The sequence below is a fragment of the Paenibacillus sp. CB74 genome (genome assembly GCF_055687625.1).
Map to the genome: position 1 here is coordinate 913810 of NZ_CM146009.1, position 17836 is coordinate 931645.

Below are 17836 nucleotides of genomic sequence, written 5' to 3' on the forward strand. Positions count from 1 at the left end.
TAGGTTATGGAAGGGGGAACGTTAATGCACAGAGACACCGTTTTTATGGTTTTGTTTGGCTGGCTGCTATCGGCAGTCGTGTATTTGGTAGGAGGGATTGATCACCTGTTTATTGCAGTGACCATCTTTGTGGGGCTGGATTACATCACAGGCGTAATGTCTGCATGGTATAGGAAGGAGTTATCCAGCAGGGTTGGATGGTGGGGGCTTGCTCGTAAGTCATTGACATTTGTTTTTGTCATTATTGCACATCAACTGGATATGGTTGCAGGCAACTCCAATGATTTTATGAGAGATGCGATGTTAATGTTCATTATCGGTACAGAAGGAATCAGTATATTGGAGAACCTGGGGAAATTGGGCCTGCCTGTACCAAAGTTTATTACCTCAGCTCTCTTTAAGCTTCGAGGCAATGAAGATCAAGTTGAAGACGAGGGGAAGATGTCATGATACAAATCACCAAAGACTACATCCCGGTTAATAAATACAGCCGAGTCGGACTGAAATTAAAAGCGAAACGTGGAATTGTGATGCATTATACAGCTTCTCCCGGAGCGCCCGCCAAGAATATTAGCAAATACTTTGCGAGCTTGGCACAGCAAGATTCCAACAAAGCAGTTAAAGGCCGCTATGCAAGTGCACATTACTCGGTAGATCGAACTTCGATATATAACAGTCTGCCGGATGATGAATTGGCCTACCATTGCGGGAGCGCAACATACACGAAGGAAGCTCTAGCCAATCTTGGGACATATCCGAACAATAGTACAGTGGGCATTGAGATGTGCATAGAAAAGGATGGCAGTATCCATGAAGATACATTCAATAACGTTGTAGATCTTGCGGTATACCTGATCAAGGAACGAGGCTTCCCACCTGTCTTCTTTACACATAAAGAAGTGGTTGGATGGAAGGAATGCCCACTCCCATGGATTAAACAACCAAACGAATATGAAAGATTCAAGCAAGCAGTACATACAAAATTAAACCCACTACAACCAATAGCAGTCACGGAGGATGATGACATGAATACCGTTTTGGATTACGCACAATGGGCCTGGAATGAACTTGATCAGTACATTGGAGATGCCTATAACGACAAAGTAATCGATGATTGGGCCTGGGTAGAGAAGGTACGCAAAAAGAAGTTAACGTATGGAGAGTTGCTGTTACTGAAGGTCTTGATTGATGAGCGCAGACGCAAAAAGTCCTAACCGTGAGATTCATGTGGATTAGGAGCTAAGGATGCCTGCCGATTAACCATGAGTTAAAGTGTGCTTGATCTTTCAGAAAATAAAAATCTTGTATAATCACGATATGATCAGGATACTCAAGTTCATACTGGATCTGAATCGAGGATTCATCGACGATTCCAATAACCGCGAGTTGATTTGTTTTAATCACATGTGTTGTTGCGGGTGAGCTCATACAACCATCCTTTCGTATATTAAGTCAGAGTCAATAGGGGCGATGAAGAGGTCCATGGTCCCTAGATGACCTATACGAAGCAGGATGGAGAAGATTAAGTTGATTTGATCAAAATGCTTCCGAATTCATAAATATAAATAAAAGCAGAACCCCACGTTGAATGTAATGTGAGGTTCTGCTTATGTAATTATTCTTTTGAGAACTTGTCTAGGGCCTCATCAGTAAGATGGAGTTCTGCAAAAGCCCTGCATATCTTTTGGAAAGATCTAATCGTATTCGTTTCGTACAACATCTCAATGGGATCAAAACCTAACATAACAAGCGAATCCACAAGTTCTGTCTGATCTACTTCAGTATGGTGTAGCGCTTCAAGCAAATTTTCAATAACTGCTAAAAATAAAATGGCCTTATTCACTGTCTCGATCGGTGTCCCCTCCTTCGTAATACTACTAGAATAAGCGGAGGAGGACATAAAATAACGAGAAAGGCCAATTTCTCATTAGTTAATCTATTTAATCTAAAAGTGTGGAGAGAATAATGGGTTGATGTAATTAAAATCTGATGGTAAGCTCTCCCCTTGTATGTAAGATTAAGCTTTTTTGTTTACTTCGTGGAGAATGGAATCAATTAATTCATCATCAATCAGCGTGCTAGCTTTTTCGAGTGCCAACAGAATACCTTGTGGTTGTTCAAAAAAGACTGTAGAGAGAATAGGTGCAACCTCATCTAGATTAATCTTTTCAGCTTTGACCATACTGATCAAGGCAACAACGATCTCATGTCCTTCCACATTACCTTCCATAAATCTTGTTCTTAAATGAGTTGCTACTATTTCAGTCTTTGACTGCGAGTACGCCATTACATTTCCCTCCAACGGTTCGAATATCTTAGCAGAGCTCCTCTTCATGCAAGTTTAAACCAGGTTAGATTAGGAGTTATCTTAACAATAATAAGGCAGATAGTTTAATTTATCAACAGCCACTAAGTCAATAAAATCGGATTGGAATCACCGTTTTATCCAATAAAAAAGACCCGGATAGGGTCATTTTTTGGGTCTGCCTTCCCAATAATCAGGGAATCCGTTGTAATCCCAGGCGTTCAGATTTTCGTTGTCGGCTTGAATGGCAACATCTGCTCCGGAACCTAAGTCAACACCAACGGTATGCAGTTCTTTGGCCTTAATAGCCAGTACCTTGCCGGGAGCACCTGCACATACCAGAGCAAGCTTCCACGGTGTCTGTTGATAGATATGTTCCATTTGCTTGGAAGCTGTGCTCACATGAGACCATGAGGGACAGTCCACCGTTCCCACGATGCTTGTCCACCCGTATCTCCGCTCCAGAACTTCTCGATATTGTTCGGCTTTGGCCCCACAGATCAGAATAGGCATGTTCTTGAATGTTTCATAGAATAACTTGAATCGGGCGATGTAATTATTCTCAAAAGCATAGAAGGTCTCTTTGGGTTCCACATTGTAATAGGCAAGGCACATATCAAATAACGGTTTGAAATACCAGTGATCTGTCTGGATCAGATGTCCGACGTAGTCCGCTTTTCGCAGGCAGTGTACGATAATTTCTCTTGCACTTGCATTGGGTAAGGTTATCCCACAATAGGTAGGATCGTTCAGCCAGCCGTAATGAGACTTGATGAAATCCATAGTCAGAACGGTGTCGTGAGCCAGAATGGTGTTGGAAGCATCCCCAAATCGAACAGAAGCATGGGCTTCTCCATCAGAGGCCATTTGGAACCAGTTGCGGATTAAATCTACACTCCCCAGCATGCATATCACCTTCTTTCCATCTGTGAATAATGGTTTCTTTGGTATACATATTCATCAACTCCTTCTGTACTAGAATAGGAAAAATGCTTCGTTCTCTCTCTTCTTTTGAAGAATCACTACATTTTGTTCAACGCGCGAAGGTTATAAAGGAACAGTCTAGACTATGTAAAAAGGGAGAGGGGATAGACTGTGAAAAAGGTATATATAGGTAGTCCTGTGCGAAATCGGGCTTGGATTATGGAAAGGCACTTTCAATCACTTGAGCAGCAAGCAGTGCAGAAGCAATATATGTACATCCTGAATGATAGTGAAGATCAGACGGAACATATCCTTGATCGTCATCAGATTCCTTATTTGACTCACAATCTGGGGAGAACATATGGACATATACGTGGACAATATTCCTATCACAACCTGGCGTTGTTGAGAAATATGCTTCTGGATGAGTTTCTTAAATCGGACTGTGATTATCTGTTCTCAATCGATACGGATATCATCATTCCCGAGGGTAGCCTACGGCAGTTAATGGATAATGACAAGGATGTATGTTCCATGCTTATACGGAATCATCCAAAGTTGAAGGCTCATAATGCCATGATTGGTGGAAAACATATACCTGAATTCAAAGCGGGTTTGTTTCCGGTAGATCTGACAGGTGCCGTATATTTGATTAAGCGTGAAGTGATCGAAGCAGGCGTTCGATATGGTTCTCATCCAACAGGTGAAGATGCACCATTCTGTGAGCAAGCACGAGGATTGGGGTTTGAACTGTATGTAGATACTCGGTTGCGCCCCATTCATGCCTATGCGGAAGGAGTGGAGTTGATTGCTCAATTGGCTGCTTCGTAGAAAACAACGAGAAAATCCGGGTTTGGAAAGTATGGAAATGACCATCGTCTACCCGCCTGCACTTGACTGGAACCTCTTGTTCCAACGTCCTCAGCAATTGATGACCGCCTTCTCCAATATTCCAGGTGTACGGGCTATCTTTATCAATGAAGAAACGTATAAAAAGCAGAGCCGCCCGATTGAAAAGTTAAATGAGGATCTGTTCCTTGTGCAAAAAGGCGTGAACTACGATCACTTGGTCAAAGGGAAGAAGGTACTCTGGTTCTCGAATCCAGGCCAGTACAATTATTCGGATGGGCGGAAGTTTGATTTTACCGTATTTGATTACCTCGATAATTCAGCTGATGAGTTTGCTGTGTGGAAATCCTACATCCCGAAATGTTTTGACCGTGCAGATCTGATCGCTACAACTGCCAAGGTGATGTATGAAGCCCATAAACATGACGGCAAACCAATCTTTATGTGCCCCAATGGGGCAGATGTTCATCATTTTGAGAAAGCGCGAGCGGATCTGCCGAAACCCGCGGACTTCCCCGAAGTTCATGATGGGCAAAAGGTGGTGGGTTTCCATGGGGCAATGGCATCGTGGGTAGATTATTCGCTGATTACCGCTATTGCAGATAAAGGTTATCGTGTCGTTTTGATTGGAAACAATGCCCTTTATCAAAAAAATATTGTGCATCCCCATGTGACTTGTCTTCCGCACAAAGATTATAAAGTGCTTCCAGCCTACATTGCTCAATTCGACGTCTGTATCGTGCCATTCAAGCTGACAGAGATGATCCGTGGCTGCGATCCAATCAAGTATTACGAATATTTATCTGCGGGCAAGCCTGTGTTAACGACGCGTATGGAGGAAATTGTTCATAAATACAGCGATGTAACTTACTTTATGAATCAGCATAATTGCGGAGTGATGTTGGAGAAAGCCATTCGTGAGAATAGTGCTTCCAGAATTGCTGCGCGAGTAAAAGTGGCTAAGTCTAATAGCTGGGATGGCAGGGCAATGGATGCCGTGAGGATGATTAATCAGGTGATGGGAGGCAGAAATCATGAAAAAGATATTTAAACGAATATTTGGTAGTCAATCAACGACTCCGCCAATGGAGCTTCCAAAAATAGAGATTGATGCGATGGAGTTCAATGTTACGACATACACCCCAAACACGAATACAACGATTGTATATCTGCCTGCGATCGATTTCCATAGTGAACGATTCGGGCGTCGACCACAGCGGCTGTTAAAAGCACTCGCGGAAGTAGGCTACAATGTAATATATATCAACTCCAGTGATGAGTTCTATCAGGTAGATGCCTTGGAGTATCCTCATCCGGAGCTTCCAAACTTTGTCGTAGCTCGTGTGGGCCAGAATGTCCGTACGCTGTTTCAGGGGGATCGCGTAATCTATTGGGTGAACGATAGTCGGCTGGCAAGTTCGGTCGAGACAGCCTATCCTGATCTGGTCGTATTTGATTCGTTGACCGATCCGGATCAATATGAGAAGCACAAGCACAAGATGGAAGCTGTTGCTGACGTTGTCTTTATTACTCCCGAGAGAATCTATGAGCATGGCAAATATTGCTCGCATGTTCATCTGGTTACTGCCGATGAATTTGAGATCAAAGAACGTGCAGAACAGGTAGCGCAAATTATAGATGCTTTGCCAAACAGAACGGCCCCTCTGATGTAGGGGTCTTTTCTTTGATTAGATATAGGGCTATTCCTTTTGCAAGGATGACAGGGCAATTCGTACTTCAATATATTTCGTTTACATTATCGTTAGGGAATGAAGATAGCGTTCTACACTATAAAAAGCAGAGACGACAAACAGCCAGACGGGTTAAACGAGGGATCTCCCGATCATCACGTCTTTTAACCTGATCCCGGCTCAAGCCAAGTCTCCGTAGCTAAAATTACATAATTATCCTAAGGAGTGGACTATTCAATGGCTAAAAAAATGATTATCAAAGGTGTAGGTACGTTTATGGCTAAACGCCTCCCAAAAGATCCGATGGGCGAAATTGAGGTAGTTACCCTGGGTACCCTGCAAGATCTGAAAATTGATCTTAATGTGGAGCTTGAGGACATCTTTGGTGGTGACGGTCTATTCGCCATTGATGTACTGGTGAAGTCCAAATCGATTGAAGTATCGGCAACAGATGCCAAATTCGATCTGGATGCGATCCAGCTGATGATGGGTTCAACGGTACAAGAGCAAGTGAAGTCTTATGTATGGGTACTGAATGAGCAGTCTACAGTGGCTGCAGGCGTATCCAATTCTGGATTTGCTGAAGCCAAACCGAAGCATGCGAGTGATATCTATGGAAGTAACGGTGACATTACGGTTCGTCTCAAAGATTCCAACACGTTGCTGAAACAACTCACTTCCAAAGGAACGGCCGTGGAACCCAATGCGTTCTTCTACGACGAAGTGAATGGTGTAGTCATCCTGAATGCGGTCCATATCGGTAAAGAGATTGTGTTGAACTACAAGCGAGATCAGATTGTAGACATGGTTGATCTGTTGGTTGATGAAGTCCCATTCCCGATCTCTGTCATTCATCATGGTACGTTCCAGCAAAAAGATGGTTCGTATGCAGGGGTTGAAACTGAACTGTACATGTGCCGTGCAAAAGGAACATTCAGCATCAATGCCCAGCGTGCTGCCGCTTCTGCATCTGCCATCTCCTTGCAGATTCTTGATCCGGAACGTGCTGACGGAAAAATTGGCAGTATCAAACGCTTCAGTGCACCAAGCAAGATCTAATATCTAAATAAGGTTGATTGCTCCTGGCAAGGTATCATACGGCACTGTGTCCTCCCCTTCACAGCGCCTTGCCTTGCCGGGTTTTTTATTATATGGGGGAGAATGTCCTGGGGAGGTCTTTAAATTCATGGAAACAGAACAAGAAAAAGCTGAGCGTGAGCTTGCGGAAAAGCTGAATGAGGAAGCGGCACAACGAATCAAGGATGATCCGGAGAACAAACGAGTGACGCCAGAGGAAGTGGAAGCAGCTGAGCGAGCATTCTTTGAAGATGATGAGATTATTACGCTGCGGGATCGACGGAAATATCGTATTCCGCCGTGTAACCTGAAGGATGCCCGTCGTCTGATGAAATTGCTGAAGACGGTGAATATCGATGCCATTATTCTTAACTTCATCCCGACGGAGAATGATGAACTGGACGAAAAGCGGCAGCAGGATTTATTTGATGTATTGGCAATGGCATTCAAAAACTATCCACATATCGTGACCAAAGATGAGCATGGTGAGTATATCATCAATCGAGAATATCTGGATGAGTACCTCGATCTGAACACAGCTCGTAAAGTCATTGATATGCTCATTGGACTCAATGGTTTAAAAAAGTAGAACGCACCGAGGGGGAGTCTTTGGAGGGAACCGAAATCCGTGATACGGAAACACAAGAACCCGTTCACTGGGGAGAGATCTTCTTCACCCTCCATAAACACTGTGGGCTGAACAAGTGGGAGATTTGGGAGTACACACTCCCTCAGGTTGCGGAGCTGTGCAAGTCAGCCGAGAAATATATTCAATTTGAGATTGAACTTATGACAGCACCTCTTCGCATGTTCGGTGGCGGTGGGGGCGAGGAAGTCGAAGAAGATGGGACCGTCAGACGTAAAAGAACCTTCAATGACGAGGATTACACGGAGATATCAGAAGATGATATAGGTATGCTTGCACAAGCGCTCGGAGGATAAGAGAGAGATATCCCGTTTTGCCTAAATGAAGGTAGAACGGGATTTATGCATAAAGGCGGTGATTCTATTGACTGAAACAGAAGGACAAGGAGACAAACACTCCTTAACACAAGAAATATTAACGGATAGAGATCAATTAACTGGACAAAACACAGCACTAAAAGGGAGCTACCAATCAGGTGTTAGCACGCTGGTTAGACGTGTGCAGACGATCAGAAGTGATATGCAGTCGCAAATGATAGAAACGCTGACTAACGATCTGGAGCTTTTTTATCGTGGAGCGTTTAGGGAATTGAAGAATGTGTCTGCAGCTGGATCACAGGAGTTGTTAGACTCCGTGATGAATACGATGAAATATATTTCAGCAGGTGAAACCAAGGGATATTCGTCAACAATGCTCAAGAAATCTCTTGACTCGTCGCAGCAGATGGATCAACAGATGAGCCGGGCCGACCAGAATTTCGAGCTTAGATCTTCTGGGACAACGAATGACAGTGGGCAATACACACAAACCGGAACGTTCAAAAATCTGCAACGAATTGCACTGCAACATGGTATGGATCAGGAAGATGTAGGGCTTGCCTATCGCATTGGTTCTCGTAATTATGATCATGCCTCTGAAGCTGTCGCTTTTGCCGATGAAGTAGCCAAGCTACATGCTGTGAGCAATACGGATGTAGAACAGACGGCAACAGGCCTGGAAGCTGTCACTTCGGCATGGGGAAGCAGTAGCTTTGATCTGTCACAAGTCACAGACATGATGATCAGAGCTTCAACGCTGTTGGATATTGGCGTTCAGGACTTGATGGATATGATGCGTCAGACCCTTCCAGTGGTTGGTAACCATGAGGGAACGCTTGCACAAGAGGATACATTAGCCAACTGGATTAGCAAGGCTGCATTGGCAGTCCAGGAAAAAGGAGATAATCCGCAGCAGGCTTTTGCATCAAATCGAGTTAGATTCGATCTTCTTGCTGAACAATTGAAGGCTACGGATGCAAACACATCGATTCATCAGCGCACCGGAAGTAGAGACAACCTTCAATTCCGACAACGAGAGATCGAGATCGCATTTCAGATTGCAACACATGAGGCGATGCAAGGGTTGAAAGATGAATTTACCGAGCTGGGCGATTATCTGATCGCAGTCATGCGGTTAATTGGTGATCGTACGGGTGGCATTGTTGATCATATGGAACTGCTTAACCGAATTATGGATGAAGTCGGTGTTCAGGTTGCGTGGAATAAGTTCGGTGAAGTGATGAATGAAGGCGATCAGAAACGATACGGTGCTACGAATGCGGATCCAGGGAAAGTCGAAAAAACGGGGAGCGATGTTCCCGAGCGACTTGGAGTCACGGATGTGCAACGTGCTGGTGTAGCACAAGAAATGGGCAGACAGCAGAGTCGTCTACAGACTCTGGATCATCGCAGAACAGAAATTCAAAGTAGGGTCGCAGTTAAGCAAGATGAGGTACTTCAGGCACGGACTAACCGAGATCATCAACATGATATGTACAATCAGGCTATACAAGATGGGGATATAGCGGCTTCTTCCATTCATGCAGAAGAACGTGACGAAGCTGAGAAGCGAGTCAAAACGTATAGTCGAGAACTTCTTCTGTTGCGAGAAGAAATGCATTCACTCGATATTCAGATTGCGAAGACGAAGCGAAGTCTTGAGTTTCTAGGCCGAGAACTGGATGACACGAGTAAAGCCATAATGCAACTTGAACATCGATCTAGAGTTTTGATGATGGCGATGGATGACATGGACCTGGATGCAGTTGAACTACGAAACAAGTTGTACTTCCTTAATGCTGAGTTTACATACGGTTCCACCGATGTTCAGCGCTACGAATCCGAGATCCAGAAGCTGCGTAAACAGTCAACGCTGTTGAATGATGTTCTCTCTAAACTGAGAACCGAAGTCAATGAGTTAAATGCGTCTTTTAGACAGGGCATGATTGATGCTACAGCATACATATCCAAACTGAAGGAACTTGAACAAGTTCAGCTCGCGAGTATGATGAGTGGTCCAGGAGGATTGCTAGTTGTTCCAGGAGCAGGAAGTGGTGAATCCCCTGTTAAGGATGACAAGGAAGATTCAGCAAACAAACCCTTTCTAGAGAGACATCAAGATCTCATCAATGATGCAATTAAGGATATGGCTACATCAAAGATTGAGGAAGTTATGGATTTTGGCTCAGACAAGAAGAAGAAGGACAAGCCCAAGCGACGAGGGATTAAACAAAGATTCGAAGATATGAAGGAAGTCGGTAGTAAAAAAGCATTTTTCAACGGTCATGCACCTATTCGTGACAAGGATGGAAAAGTACTCAGAGGACCGGATAAACCTGACGGAACCCCTGGAGATATCCTTACCCAGCGTGATATCACGATCGAGCGTAAGAAGAACGGAGACATTCCAGGGAAATGGGCAAAGCTCGGCAAGTTGGGTAAGACGATACTGAAACCCCTAAAAGCCGTTCCTTATCTTGGGGCTGCCATGACTGCTGTGGATGTAGTGTCCGGTCTTGTTGATCCGCTGAGTAATATGGGTAAGTCAGAAGCGGAGAAGCAAAGTATTCGTGCATCAAATAAAGAGGAACTGGCCAAGGATTTTAAAGATATGGAGCAATCCTCATTTGTAGGTAAAGTATGGAAAGGTCTTAACCTTGGAATGGATGGGATCTTCAAGGGTGGAATGAGCACCCTGTTCGGAAACAATGCCACCAACAATAAGATGGGGGATTACTGGGCGGGTTTCAAAGCGGTATGGTCCGAAAAAGGCGGAGATGCTGTTGAGAAGAAACTGGCTAAAGAGTATAACTACGAGCAAGAGAAAAAAGACGCTCAGGTTCAAATGGATAAAGAGTCAGGAAAGCCACCTATTGATAACACTCAACAACAACCGCAGATACAATACATTCCACCTCAAATGCAGTACATTCCTGCTGCGGGCGGAATTGGGGCATTCGCTAATGGGTATAAGCCTCAGCCGCAAAGTAATGGTATTGATGAAATGATCGCCAAAATTAATCGGCAGCTTAACAAATCAACAAGTGACAACGAAACCAATTACCAAGTGACACGATCCCGTCTGTTGATTAGTGGTGTTCGCGAAGATTCGGGTCAGATGCGTGCGCTAATGGAGAAATATTTGCAAGAGAATATCAAGTTCTTTGATAAGGCTATTGCAAGCTTACAGAAGACGTACGACAAGATGGCTGAAGGCAAGGAGAAAGATGAACTGGGTCTGGAGATCAATGAGAAGAAACAGCAGAAGGCACAATCAGAGCTTGAACTGAATGGTGTCAAAAACAGCCAAATTGATGAGCTTAGACGCAAGATGAATGATCAGTTTGAATTGACGGAGTTGGATTATGATAAACGAATGTATGATCTCCTTGCAGCTAATGGGGGTAAGGAAGATGCACCCGAATTAATTGCATTGAACAAATCCCGTGCATCCGAAATGAACTCACAGATAAGTTCGATCAAGCAAGAGTGGAAGAATCTACTGAGTAGCGGTGTTTTTAAACCAGGGTCCAATGAATATATGGATATTTTTAAACAGATTCAGTCATTGGGTGTAGAACAAGCCAAAAATTTGGCTGAAATTAGTAAAAAAATGGATAAACCGATATCCACTTTCAACATTCCAGCAGGTCTAAAGGTCATGGATTACTTTGATTACATGACCACGAACAATACACATAAAAGTGTGATGGTTGGTTCGGGTGATGTCACGGTTCATGTGAACATCGACAATATGACAGGCAGCACAAAAGATGTGGAGAGACTGACATCTACGTTGGACAAGACACTGCGGCAGAACAGTCCTGGTATTGCAAACCGAATGTCCGGCAATGTTGGTGCGGGAATGGGAACGAATCATATCCCTAGATATAGTAGATAAGGAGGAACTCTGATATGACTCAGCAAAATCCGTTTGGCTTAGTTAATGACCGTTATAAAAGAAAGCTATATGTAGATACAGGCATGAAGTTCGAGCCAGTAAACGGAAGAATTATTGATCCGTACTCTTCACCTTCGCCCAATCCGCAAGTAAGGGAAATTAAAATGATTAATGCTCCCTCACATTTTCATCAGATGGGTGTGTCTTCGTACAAGGCGATCATTAACATCCTGTTTAAAGATAAGCAATCCTATCACGACTACGTCATGTACGTAGGCTGGACACACAAATTTTATGATGAGAAGGGCAATATCTATGTTGGTGTTGTAGAGTCCATCAAAGTTGACCCAATTTTCTACCATCAGGATACGATGGATAAGGATCAGAAGGGGTACAAGGTCGAATTGACCATGACCCTGATCAAAAAAGATGGATATGACCGTAAGAGTGCGATACAGTTTCAGGATTTACAGACGACACAAGGTAAAGACCACTGGGCAAGAGATTCCATTGAACGCTTGGCTGATTTGGGATTGACGGTTGTAACCCAATTGGATGGCACACCCATTCTATATTTCAGACCGGAAAACTTTATAACCAGAGCAGAGTTTGTTACTTTTCTGATGCGTACCAAGCGTCTGCTGGAACGAACAATTCGAGAGTAGGGTGACCTACTCTCTTTTCTGTCTATTCTAAAGATAGGAGGTGTTTATCATACGAAAATGGGTTGATGTAAACGAAGGGGACTGGTTCTATAACGATGTTATGGAAGCCACGAATATAGTTTTGGAAGATGGTGAAGTCTTTGTTGCCGGGATCAACTATAACAAGTTTGAGGAAGGCAAACCTTTTGTATATGAAGAAATCAAGGGGCAAGCGGGGCAAACCTCATTCAGTCTGCCTGTGCTGATTAAACCAACAGATGACAACCCACTGTATGTGTTTATTGACGGTGTTCAAACCATCTACCAAACGGCTGAAACCAATAGTAAGGGATTAACCGATGTGGAGTTGTATACCGGTGTAAAAGCAGGACAGGTGGTGTCCTTCTGTAGTTATGGTGAACCGTTGCTGGACAGTGCTTGGAAAAGGCCACCGGTGTCCTGGACTGGAGATCTGCCCAGAGCTGTACTTAGCGCAGCGACGACCTATTTCTACGATCCATTCAGTCGTAATCATCAGGAATATTTATATGCAGCAGGCCAACCGCTTCGCAGACTCAGTATTCCTTCCGAGGTATGGGCAGACACCATGGGAGACGCAGAGGCGGTAACCAAAATTGCAACCAAGGCGATTGGTTACCGAACGGATGTATATTGTGTCAGCCCTGGGGGCTCGGTGTTTCTTCCTTTTAATCTGAACGGTGTCACCTGCAAGTTCAATTATTGGACGAAGAATAACAAGTTCATGAGTGAAAATATCAAAGCAACAACCCTCAAACCAGCCTACAACAATTGTTTTTTTCCTAATGCCATTATACAGCGGGGAGAAGCCTTTCATCTGATTAACAAGTTGCGCAAGGTGTTCTATGCCAGATTTACGGACATGAAAGCACCAACGACGGAGATTAATCAGCCTATTACGGCATTTCAAGGTCAACGGGTCTTTAGACTTAACGGCAATTATCCGGCAGGTAAAAAGAAACTTAAAGTCACAGTGAAATTTAAAGACGAAAAAAAAGATAACGTCCCAGAAACCCCCGCTTATTCGGAAATTGACAACCACACGGTTGTATTTAATCAACCTTTTTCAGAAGGCGACGAAGTGACGTTCTATTATCTCAAAGATGTGAGCGAGAGGTTTGCAGACGTTGGCAAAGATTCAGCCATTTATTATCAAACCAAAGGTGAGCGGGTAGAACAGTCCAAGGATGCCTTTTGGAAAATAGCCGTCTCAGAAATGGAGGACGAAACATTTGCGAACAATGATCCACTCATTAATGGCATTCCTATCAAGAAAAAGATGGATGGTGCGGCAGTAGTTACGGAAATGGGGAGACCTGTAAATGGCACAGACGAAGAAGAGATATGGTTCCTTGGAAATTCCGCTATGACACGGGCTGAAGCCGCAGCTTTCCTGGACCGATTCATGAAATGGACCATCGAGCGATTCAAGTAAGGGGGAGATTACAATATGATTCCAATTTCGGATGAGGTTATGAATGTGCTATCCCAGCGTCTGAAGCTGGGGGAAGGAGCGCTTCCCAATATCCGTGTCGAAGTAGATCGGCTGGCCTTTATCCCGGGACGGACAGAAGAGTTCAGGCATATCGTAACCGAGCAGGTACCCATCATCAGTACAGAATCCGTTTGGGTGGATGAGTCGAGCAATGGTACATATAATGGTTCGACTCAAGCGAATGCTCAGGAGATTTTTTTTCCTGTCAAGGGTAAAACGTTTTTTACGATTAAAGTTACGGATAATTTCGGAGCTCCTCGTGATAAAGGTACAAGAATTCATAAAGGTATTGATTTGTGGGATGACATTGGAACGCCAATTCTGGCTGCTTGGTCAGGAAAGGTAGTCCGAATATCCCAGAATAAAACAGAAGGTGCTGGTAATGCCGTAAATATAAGACATGCCAACGGTGTAATCACCAAATATTTTCATCTCAAAGAAATTCTCTGTTCGGTGGATGATGAAGTAGCCCAAGGGGATGTCATTGGAACGCTAGGCAATACAGGTGGCGTATATACTGGTGGGCATAAGGTATCCGCGGCTGAACGTGCGGCGGGCAAGGGACGACATCTACATTTTGAGATCTGGGAAGGAGTCAATCCAACAACTAGAACAGGAGAAGGCGGTAAGGCAGTTAATCCTGAATTGTATTTCAAGGGCCAGCGCAAGTTGCATGGAAATGCTAGAACAACATTTACTGATGTAAAGCCGGTTCAGGTCGAGGGATATCCCGGAGAGATTAAACTGAATGAGAAGTTTGACAAGCGAAACTGGCATGAGAAAGACGTTTATACAACCGGATTGAAATTTTCGGATTATGCCAAGATTGAATCGGGCTGGACTATGTTTGATTCAGGAGGCAAGTTGCTATATACGTTTGAAGGCAAAGCTGCCGTAGCTGAATTCGAAATTAACGTGACGAAACTGAGTATGCCCACACAAGGGTTGCTTAGTATTGGAATGGGGACTAATTTCAGTGAAGCGGAAGGGGATTCTTTCGCCGTGGTGATTGATGGTAAAACGTATGCCTATGTCAATAAATTCAACGGGGCATATGATCTGACCAAACTAACGGAATTGAATAATATTGTGATCCCTGCAAAAGCCAAGAGTATCAAGATTAAGGTGACGTATGGGGGCAAACAAAACTCCACTGTCCCAACCGGGTCTGTTCCTGCTTCAAGTAAGAAGTATAAAAAATTCGCCATTGATTATATTCGCATTCAAGAGTTGTTGCCTGCTCCGTTGAAGAATCAAAAGAGTGAAGAAGGGCTCGATCCATCTAAAGGATATTATCAAACGAACAGCTACACAGATTTTATCAATAATAAAAGGGTCGAGACGGATGTTATTCAGGTCGGGTCTTTTGTTTATATGGACACACAGGTTCTTCCCAATATCATTAGTGCCGAAATCGATGATCAGTTTGATTCTGAAGCCCGGGAAGCACGGCTGACGATCTCCAATCCGAGAGGATTCTTCTCCCCCGATTATAATCCTGCTCATTTTCCTGAGCTTGGGGGCGTACCATCTCCATGGTCGTATTTCGCAAACGGATTCCATATCGGGGTTCTGAGTGAAAACACACCGATACGCATATATATGGGATATGGTCAGCACATGATGCGGGTATTTACGGGACTGATTGATAAGGTGGACATCAATGGCGAAGGCTCCACGTTGGAGATCACGGCTCGAGATATGTACAAGCGTATTATCGAGAAAGTCATTTCCGAGAAAAAAGCCTATCCAGAAGTAGATGAGATTGATAATGTGCCAGATCCGGTGCCGCCTGCAGCAGTTGGCACGGACCGGACATCATCCATCATTCAGGCCGCACAGGCCCAAGCTGCAGCGTATGGTGTGCCTGATCATAAGTTTTTGCTTGCGATATGCAGGCATGAGACCGTTCTCGGAACACAAGGTAAGGGTAAAGATGAGAACGGCAGCTTCATTCTTGGATATGGCTGTCCTAGTACAAGTGCTTGCAATCCACTGTACAAGGGAATTCAGGAGCAAATGAAGCGCGGAGCAGAACGGATGTCCAAGGCACTGGCTTCCAGAGGGAAAAAAGTGAGTTCCAAGGCGGATGTACTTTATTTCCATAATGGTGGAGATATTGCTCCGATGACCTGGAGCCAGGATCGGGAGAATTGGGTGGACAAGGTATGGACCTATTATCAGGAGATGCTCGCAGACCCGGCAAGCTGGACCATTACAGCAACCTCCACTCCGGCAGTTACACCAACACCCGCTCAGCCTGTAGAATTTGAAAAGCCGGCTTGGGTCAAATCAACCGTTGTACTAGATCTGGTTAAACATGCAGGTATGGTGGGTTGGAGGGCAACCAGTGAGGATCGCTCTTATCCTGACTATGTGATTGACGAGACCTATCTGATTGAGGTGAATCAGAAGACGGGCAGGGTCATTGTCCCCGTACCGGGTCAGGAAGGTGAGTTTGAAGTTAAGGACGCAAGTACAGTGCTGACACCGAATGGATGGCTTAATCCATTTATCGAGGAATATGGCAGGACGTTTGAGCAATGGTCCACCAAAGTTACAGAAGCTGTGCAGGAGGTAATCTCGGAGATACCGTATCGAAGCTACTGTGACCGTTATGGTACATACCGACTGGAACGTTTGAATTATGACAAACCTGTCGTGGCAGAGTTTTCCGAGAATGACAATCTGATCTCGATTACCAAATCCACGGATTGGTCCAGAGGAAGAAGTCACATCGTTGTTATCGACTCGAATTCAAGTCAGAGCAGTTTCGTGGACAAAGAGATTTTGCTCGAACTCAAAGGAGAGATCCGAACCATGGTGCTGGCCGTTCCTTGGGCGAAGACGGTCGAAGCTAAAAGACAGGTGGCAGAGCGAGCTTTTTTTGATATGAAACGGATGTGCCGTACGCTTCAGGTATCCATTCCTGCGAATCCTGCGCTTGATCTGCTCGACAACGTTATTGTGACGGATAAAACGACCACCACTCGAGCTGTATATACGATTAAAAGTATTAAAACCAGTTATTCGGTCGACCGTGGCATGTTACAGGTCATTGATATGATGTGGGCAAGAAAGGGCGTGATGGTGTAATGGCCGGCATTGTGAATGAAAATATTGTTTTTCCCGTGCTGGATCTCATCCACCGGGAACTTCGCAAATATAGCAGTATCTCCAATTCGAATGTTTCTCCTCTTGAAGGTGAGCCCTCCGTTACATTATATCGGGAGCACATGCAGGACCCCGACCGGGTGACTGGAGCAGACCTCTTGTATGAATCGGCATGGAAGGTTTCGATCTGGATGAAGTTTGGCTCAGAGGATGAGGAAGACTTTCCTTCCGGAGTGGGCTATTCCCATCCGGATTATGATTATTACAAGTATTTCAGGTTAACGCAGGTGACGGCCCGTACATATGATGCATCTGGAGAGTCGATGTTCACTTACAATATTGCTCTAAATTATGATGACGAAGGACGCTTAACTGGAACGAGCGTAAGTCGTATATAACATGTAGGAGGTGGTTCCATGGCATTTAATGTATCTTACATCGCGGGTGGCGTCATCGACAAAGTGCGCGAGCTGCCGTACCCACACTTCAGTAAAAAGACGATCCCGTTCATTCGGGGACAGATGTTGGACATTCCGGCGGCGAAGACCACCAAGTCGGATACGTTCACCTTGGCGTATGACACGGAGTTTCTGAGCATTGCGTTTGCTGCGAGTCACTACTGTGTCGGCGATTACTGGGAACTGACGATCGGGACGGAAAAGGTGTGCCGCACCATTTATGCGAAGGAACTTCCCGAGTCGGTTTCCATGGGGAACAGTTTCGGGATTGTCTACCCCATTCCAGCGGGAACGACCATCACGTTTGACTTTTTTAACGCGGTGGCTGAAGCCAAGTCGGTCTGGTACAACATCAAATTTTTGAGATAAGGAGGAT

The 17836-nt window shown here is 44.6% G+C and carries 18 protein-coding genes; 14 read left to right on the forward strand and 4 right to left on the reverse strand.

The annotated features are described in order from the left end of the window. The first annotated feature begins 24 nt into the window (after positions 1-24). Complete coding sequence (locus tag ACX9NY_RS04205) at positions 25-450, forward strand: phage holin family protein (RefSeq protein WP_339235365.1); 426 nt, start codon at positions 25-27, stop codon at positions 448-450. After that, positions 447-1214: a peptidoglycan recognition protein family protein gene (locus ACX9NY_RS04210; protein WP_472477198.1), complete on the forward strand. Its 768-nt coding sequence runs from the start codon at positions 447-449 to the stop codon at positions 1212-1214. The genes ACX9NY_RS04205 and ACX9NY_RS04210 overlap by 4 nt, the downstream gene beginning before the upstream one ends. A 25-nt stretch (positions 1215-1239) precedes the next feature. Here the strand turns inward: ACX9NY_RS04210 and ACX9NY_RS04215 are convergent, their stop codons facing one another. The 4 genes from ACX9NY_RS04215 to ACX9NY_RS04230 form a co-directional block, all read right to left on the reverse strand. Beyond that, positions 1240-1428: a hypothetical protein gene (locus ACX9NY_RS04215; protein WP_339235359.1), complete on the reverse strand. Its 189-nt coding sequence runs from the start codon at positions 1426-1428 to the stop codon at positions 1240-1242. 187 nt (positions 1429-1615) lie between these two features. Then, positions 1616-1843: a hypothetical protein gene (locus tag ACX9NY_RS04220; protein ID WP_472477200.1), complete on the reverse strand. Its 228-nt coding sequence runs from the start codon at positions 1841-1843 to the stop codon at positions 1616-1618. Between the two features lie 174 nt (positions 1844-2017). After that, positions 2018-2287, reverse strand: a complete 270-nt coding sequence (locus ACX9NY_RS04225) for a hypothetical protein (RefSeq protein WP_339235354.1) — start codon at positions 2285-2287, stop codon at positions 2018-2020. A 183-nt stretch (positions 2288-2470) separates the two neighbouring features. Beyond that, positions 2471-3211 (reverse strand): GT-D fold domain-containing protein, encoded by a 741-nt coding sequence (locus ACX9NY_RS04230; RefSeq protein ID WP_472477202.1) that lies wholly within the window; start codon positions 3209-3211, stop codon positions 2471-2473. A gap of 189 nt (positions 3212-3400) precedes the next feature. Here ACX9NY_RS04230 and ACX9NY_RS04235 point away from each other — a divergent pair, with 189 nt between their 5' ends. From ACX9NY_RS04235 to ACX9NY_RS04290, 12 genes are all read left to right on the forward strand, one after another. After that, positions 3401-4060 carry a glycosyltransferase family 2 protein gene (locus ACX9NY_RS04235; protein ID WP_472477204.1) on the forward strand — a complete coding sequence of 220 codons (660 nt, stop codon included), beginning with the start codon at positions 3401-3403 and terminating at the stop codon, positions 4058-4060. After that, the gene (locus ACX9NY_RS04240) at positions 4038-5129 is read left to right on the forward strand and encodes a glycosyltransferase (RefSeq protein ID WP_472477206.1); all 1092 of its coding nucleotides are present in this window, start codon (positions 4038-4040) and stop codon (positions 5127-5129) included. Before ACX9NY_RS04235 ends, ACX9NY_RS04240 begins: the two co-directional genes overlap by 23 nt. Next, positions 5113-5751: a hypothetical protein gene (locus tag ACX9NY_RS04245; RefSeq protein WP_472477208.1), complete on the forward strand. Its 639-nt coding sequence runs from the start codon at positions 5113-5115 to the stop codon at positions 5749-5751. Before ACX9NY_RS04240 ends, ACX9NY_RS04245 begins: the two co-directional genes overlap by 17 nt. A 255-nt stretch (positions 5752-6006) precedes the next feature. Further along, complete coding sequence (locus tag ACX9NY_RS04250) at positions 6007-6828, forward strand: hypothetical protein (protein WP_472477210.1); 822 nt, start codon at positions 6007-6009, stop codon at positions 6826-6828. A gap of 127 nt (positions 6829-6955) precedes the next feature. Beyond that, entirely contained in the window at positions 6956-7435 is a 480-nt protein-coding gene (locus tag ACX9NY_RS04255) for a hypothetical protein (RefSeq protein WP_339235341.1), read from the forward strand. Positions 7436-7455: 20 nt separating this feature from the next. Next, positions 7456-7788, forward strand: a complete 333-nt coding sequence (locus tag ACX9NY_RS04260; RefSeq protein WP_240768054.1) for a hypothetical protein — start codon at positions 7456-7458, stop codon at positions 7786-7788. A 67-nt stretch (positions 7789-7855) separates the two neighbouring features. Continuing rightward, on the forward strand, positions 7856-11710 hold the full coding sequence (locus ACX9NY_RS04265; protein ID WP_472477213.1) for a hypothetical protein: 3855 nt from the start codon (positions 7856-7858) through the stop codon (positions 11708-11710). Positions 11711-11724: 14 nt separating this feature from the next. Beyond that, positions 11725-12375, forward strand: coding sequence for an S-layer homology domain-containing protein (locus tag ACX9NY_RS04270; protein WP_472477215.1), 651 nt, complete (start codon positions 11725-11727; stop codon positions 12373-12375). A gap of 40 nt (positions 12376-12415) precedes the next feature. Next, positions 12416-13828: a hypothetical protein gene (locus tag ACX9NY_RS04275; protein WP_472477217.1), complete on the forward strand. Its 1413-nt coding sequence runs from the start codon at positions 12416-12418 to the stop codon at positions 13826-13828. Positions 13829-13843: 15 nt separating this feature from the next. Further along, positions 13844-16984: a M23 family metallopeptidase gene (locus ACX9NY_RS04280; protein ID WP_472477219.1), complete on the forward strand. Its 3141-nt coding sequence runs from the start codon at positions 13844-13846 to the stop codon at positions 16982-16984. After that, positions 16957-17400, forward strand: a complete 444-nt coding sequence (locus ACX9NY_RS04285; protein WP_472477221.1) for a hypothetical protein — start codon at positions 16957-16959, stop codon at positions 17398-17400. Before ACX9NY_RS04280 ends, ACX9NY_RS04285 begins: the two co-directional genes overlap by 28 nt. Before the next feature lie 18 nt (positions 17401-17418). After that, entirely contained in the window at positions 17419-17829 is a 411-nt protein-coding gene (locus ACX9NY_RS04290; RefSeq protein WP_076331348.1) for a hypothetical protein, read from the forward strand. The last annotated feature ends 7 nt before the right edge of the window (positions 17830-17836 follow it).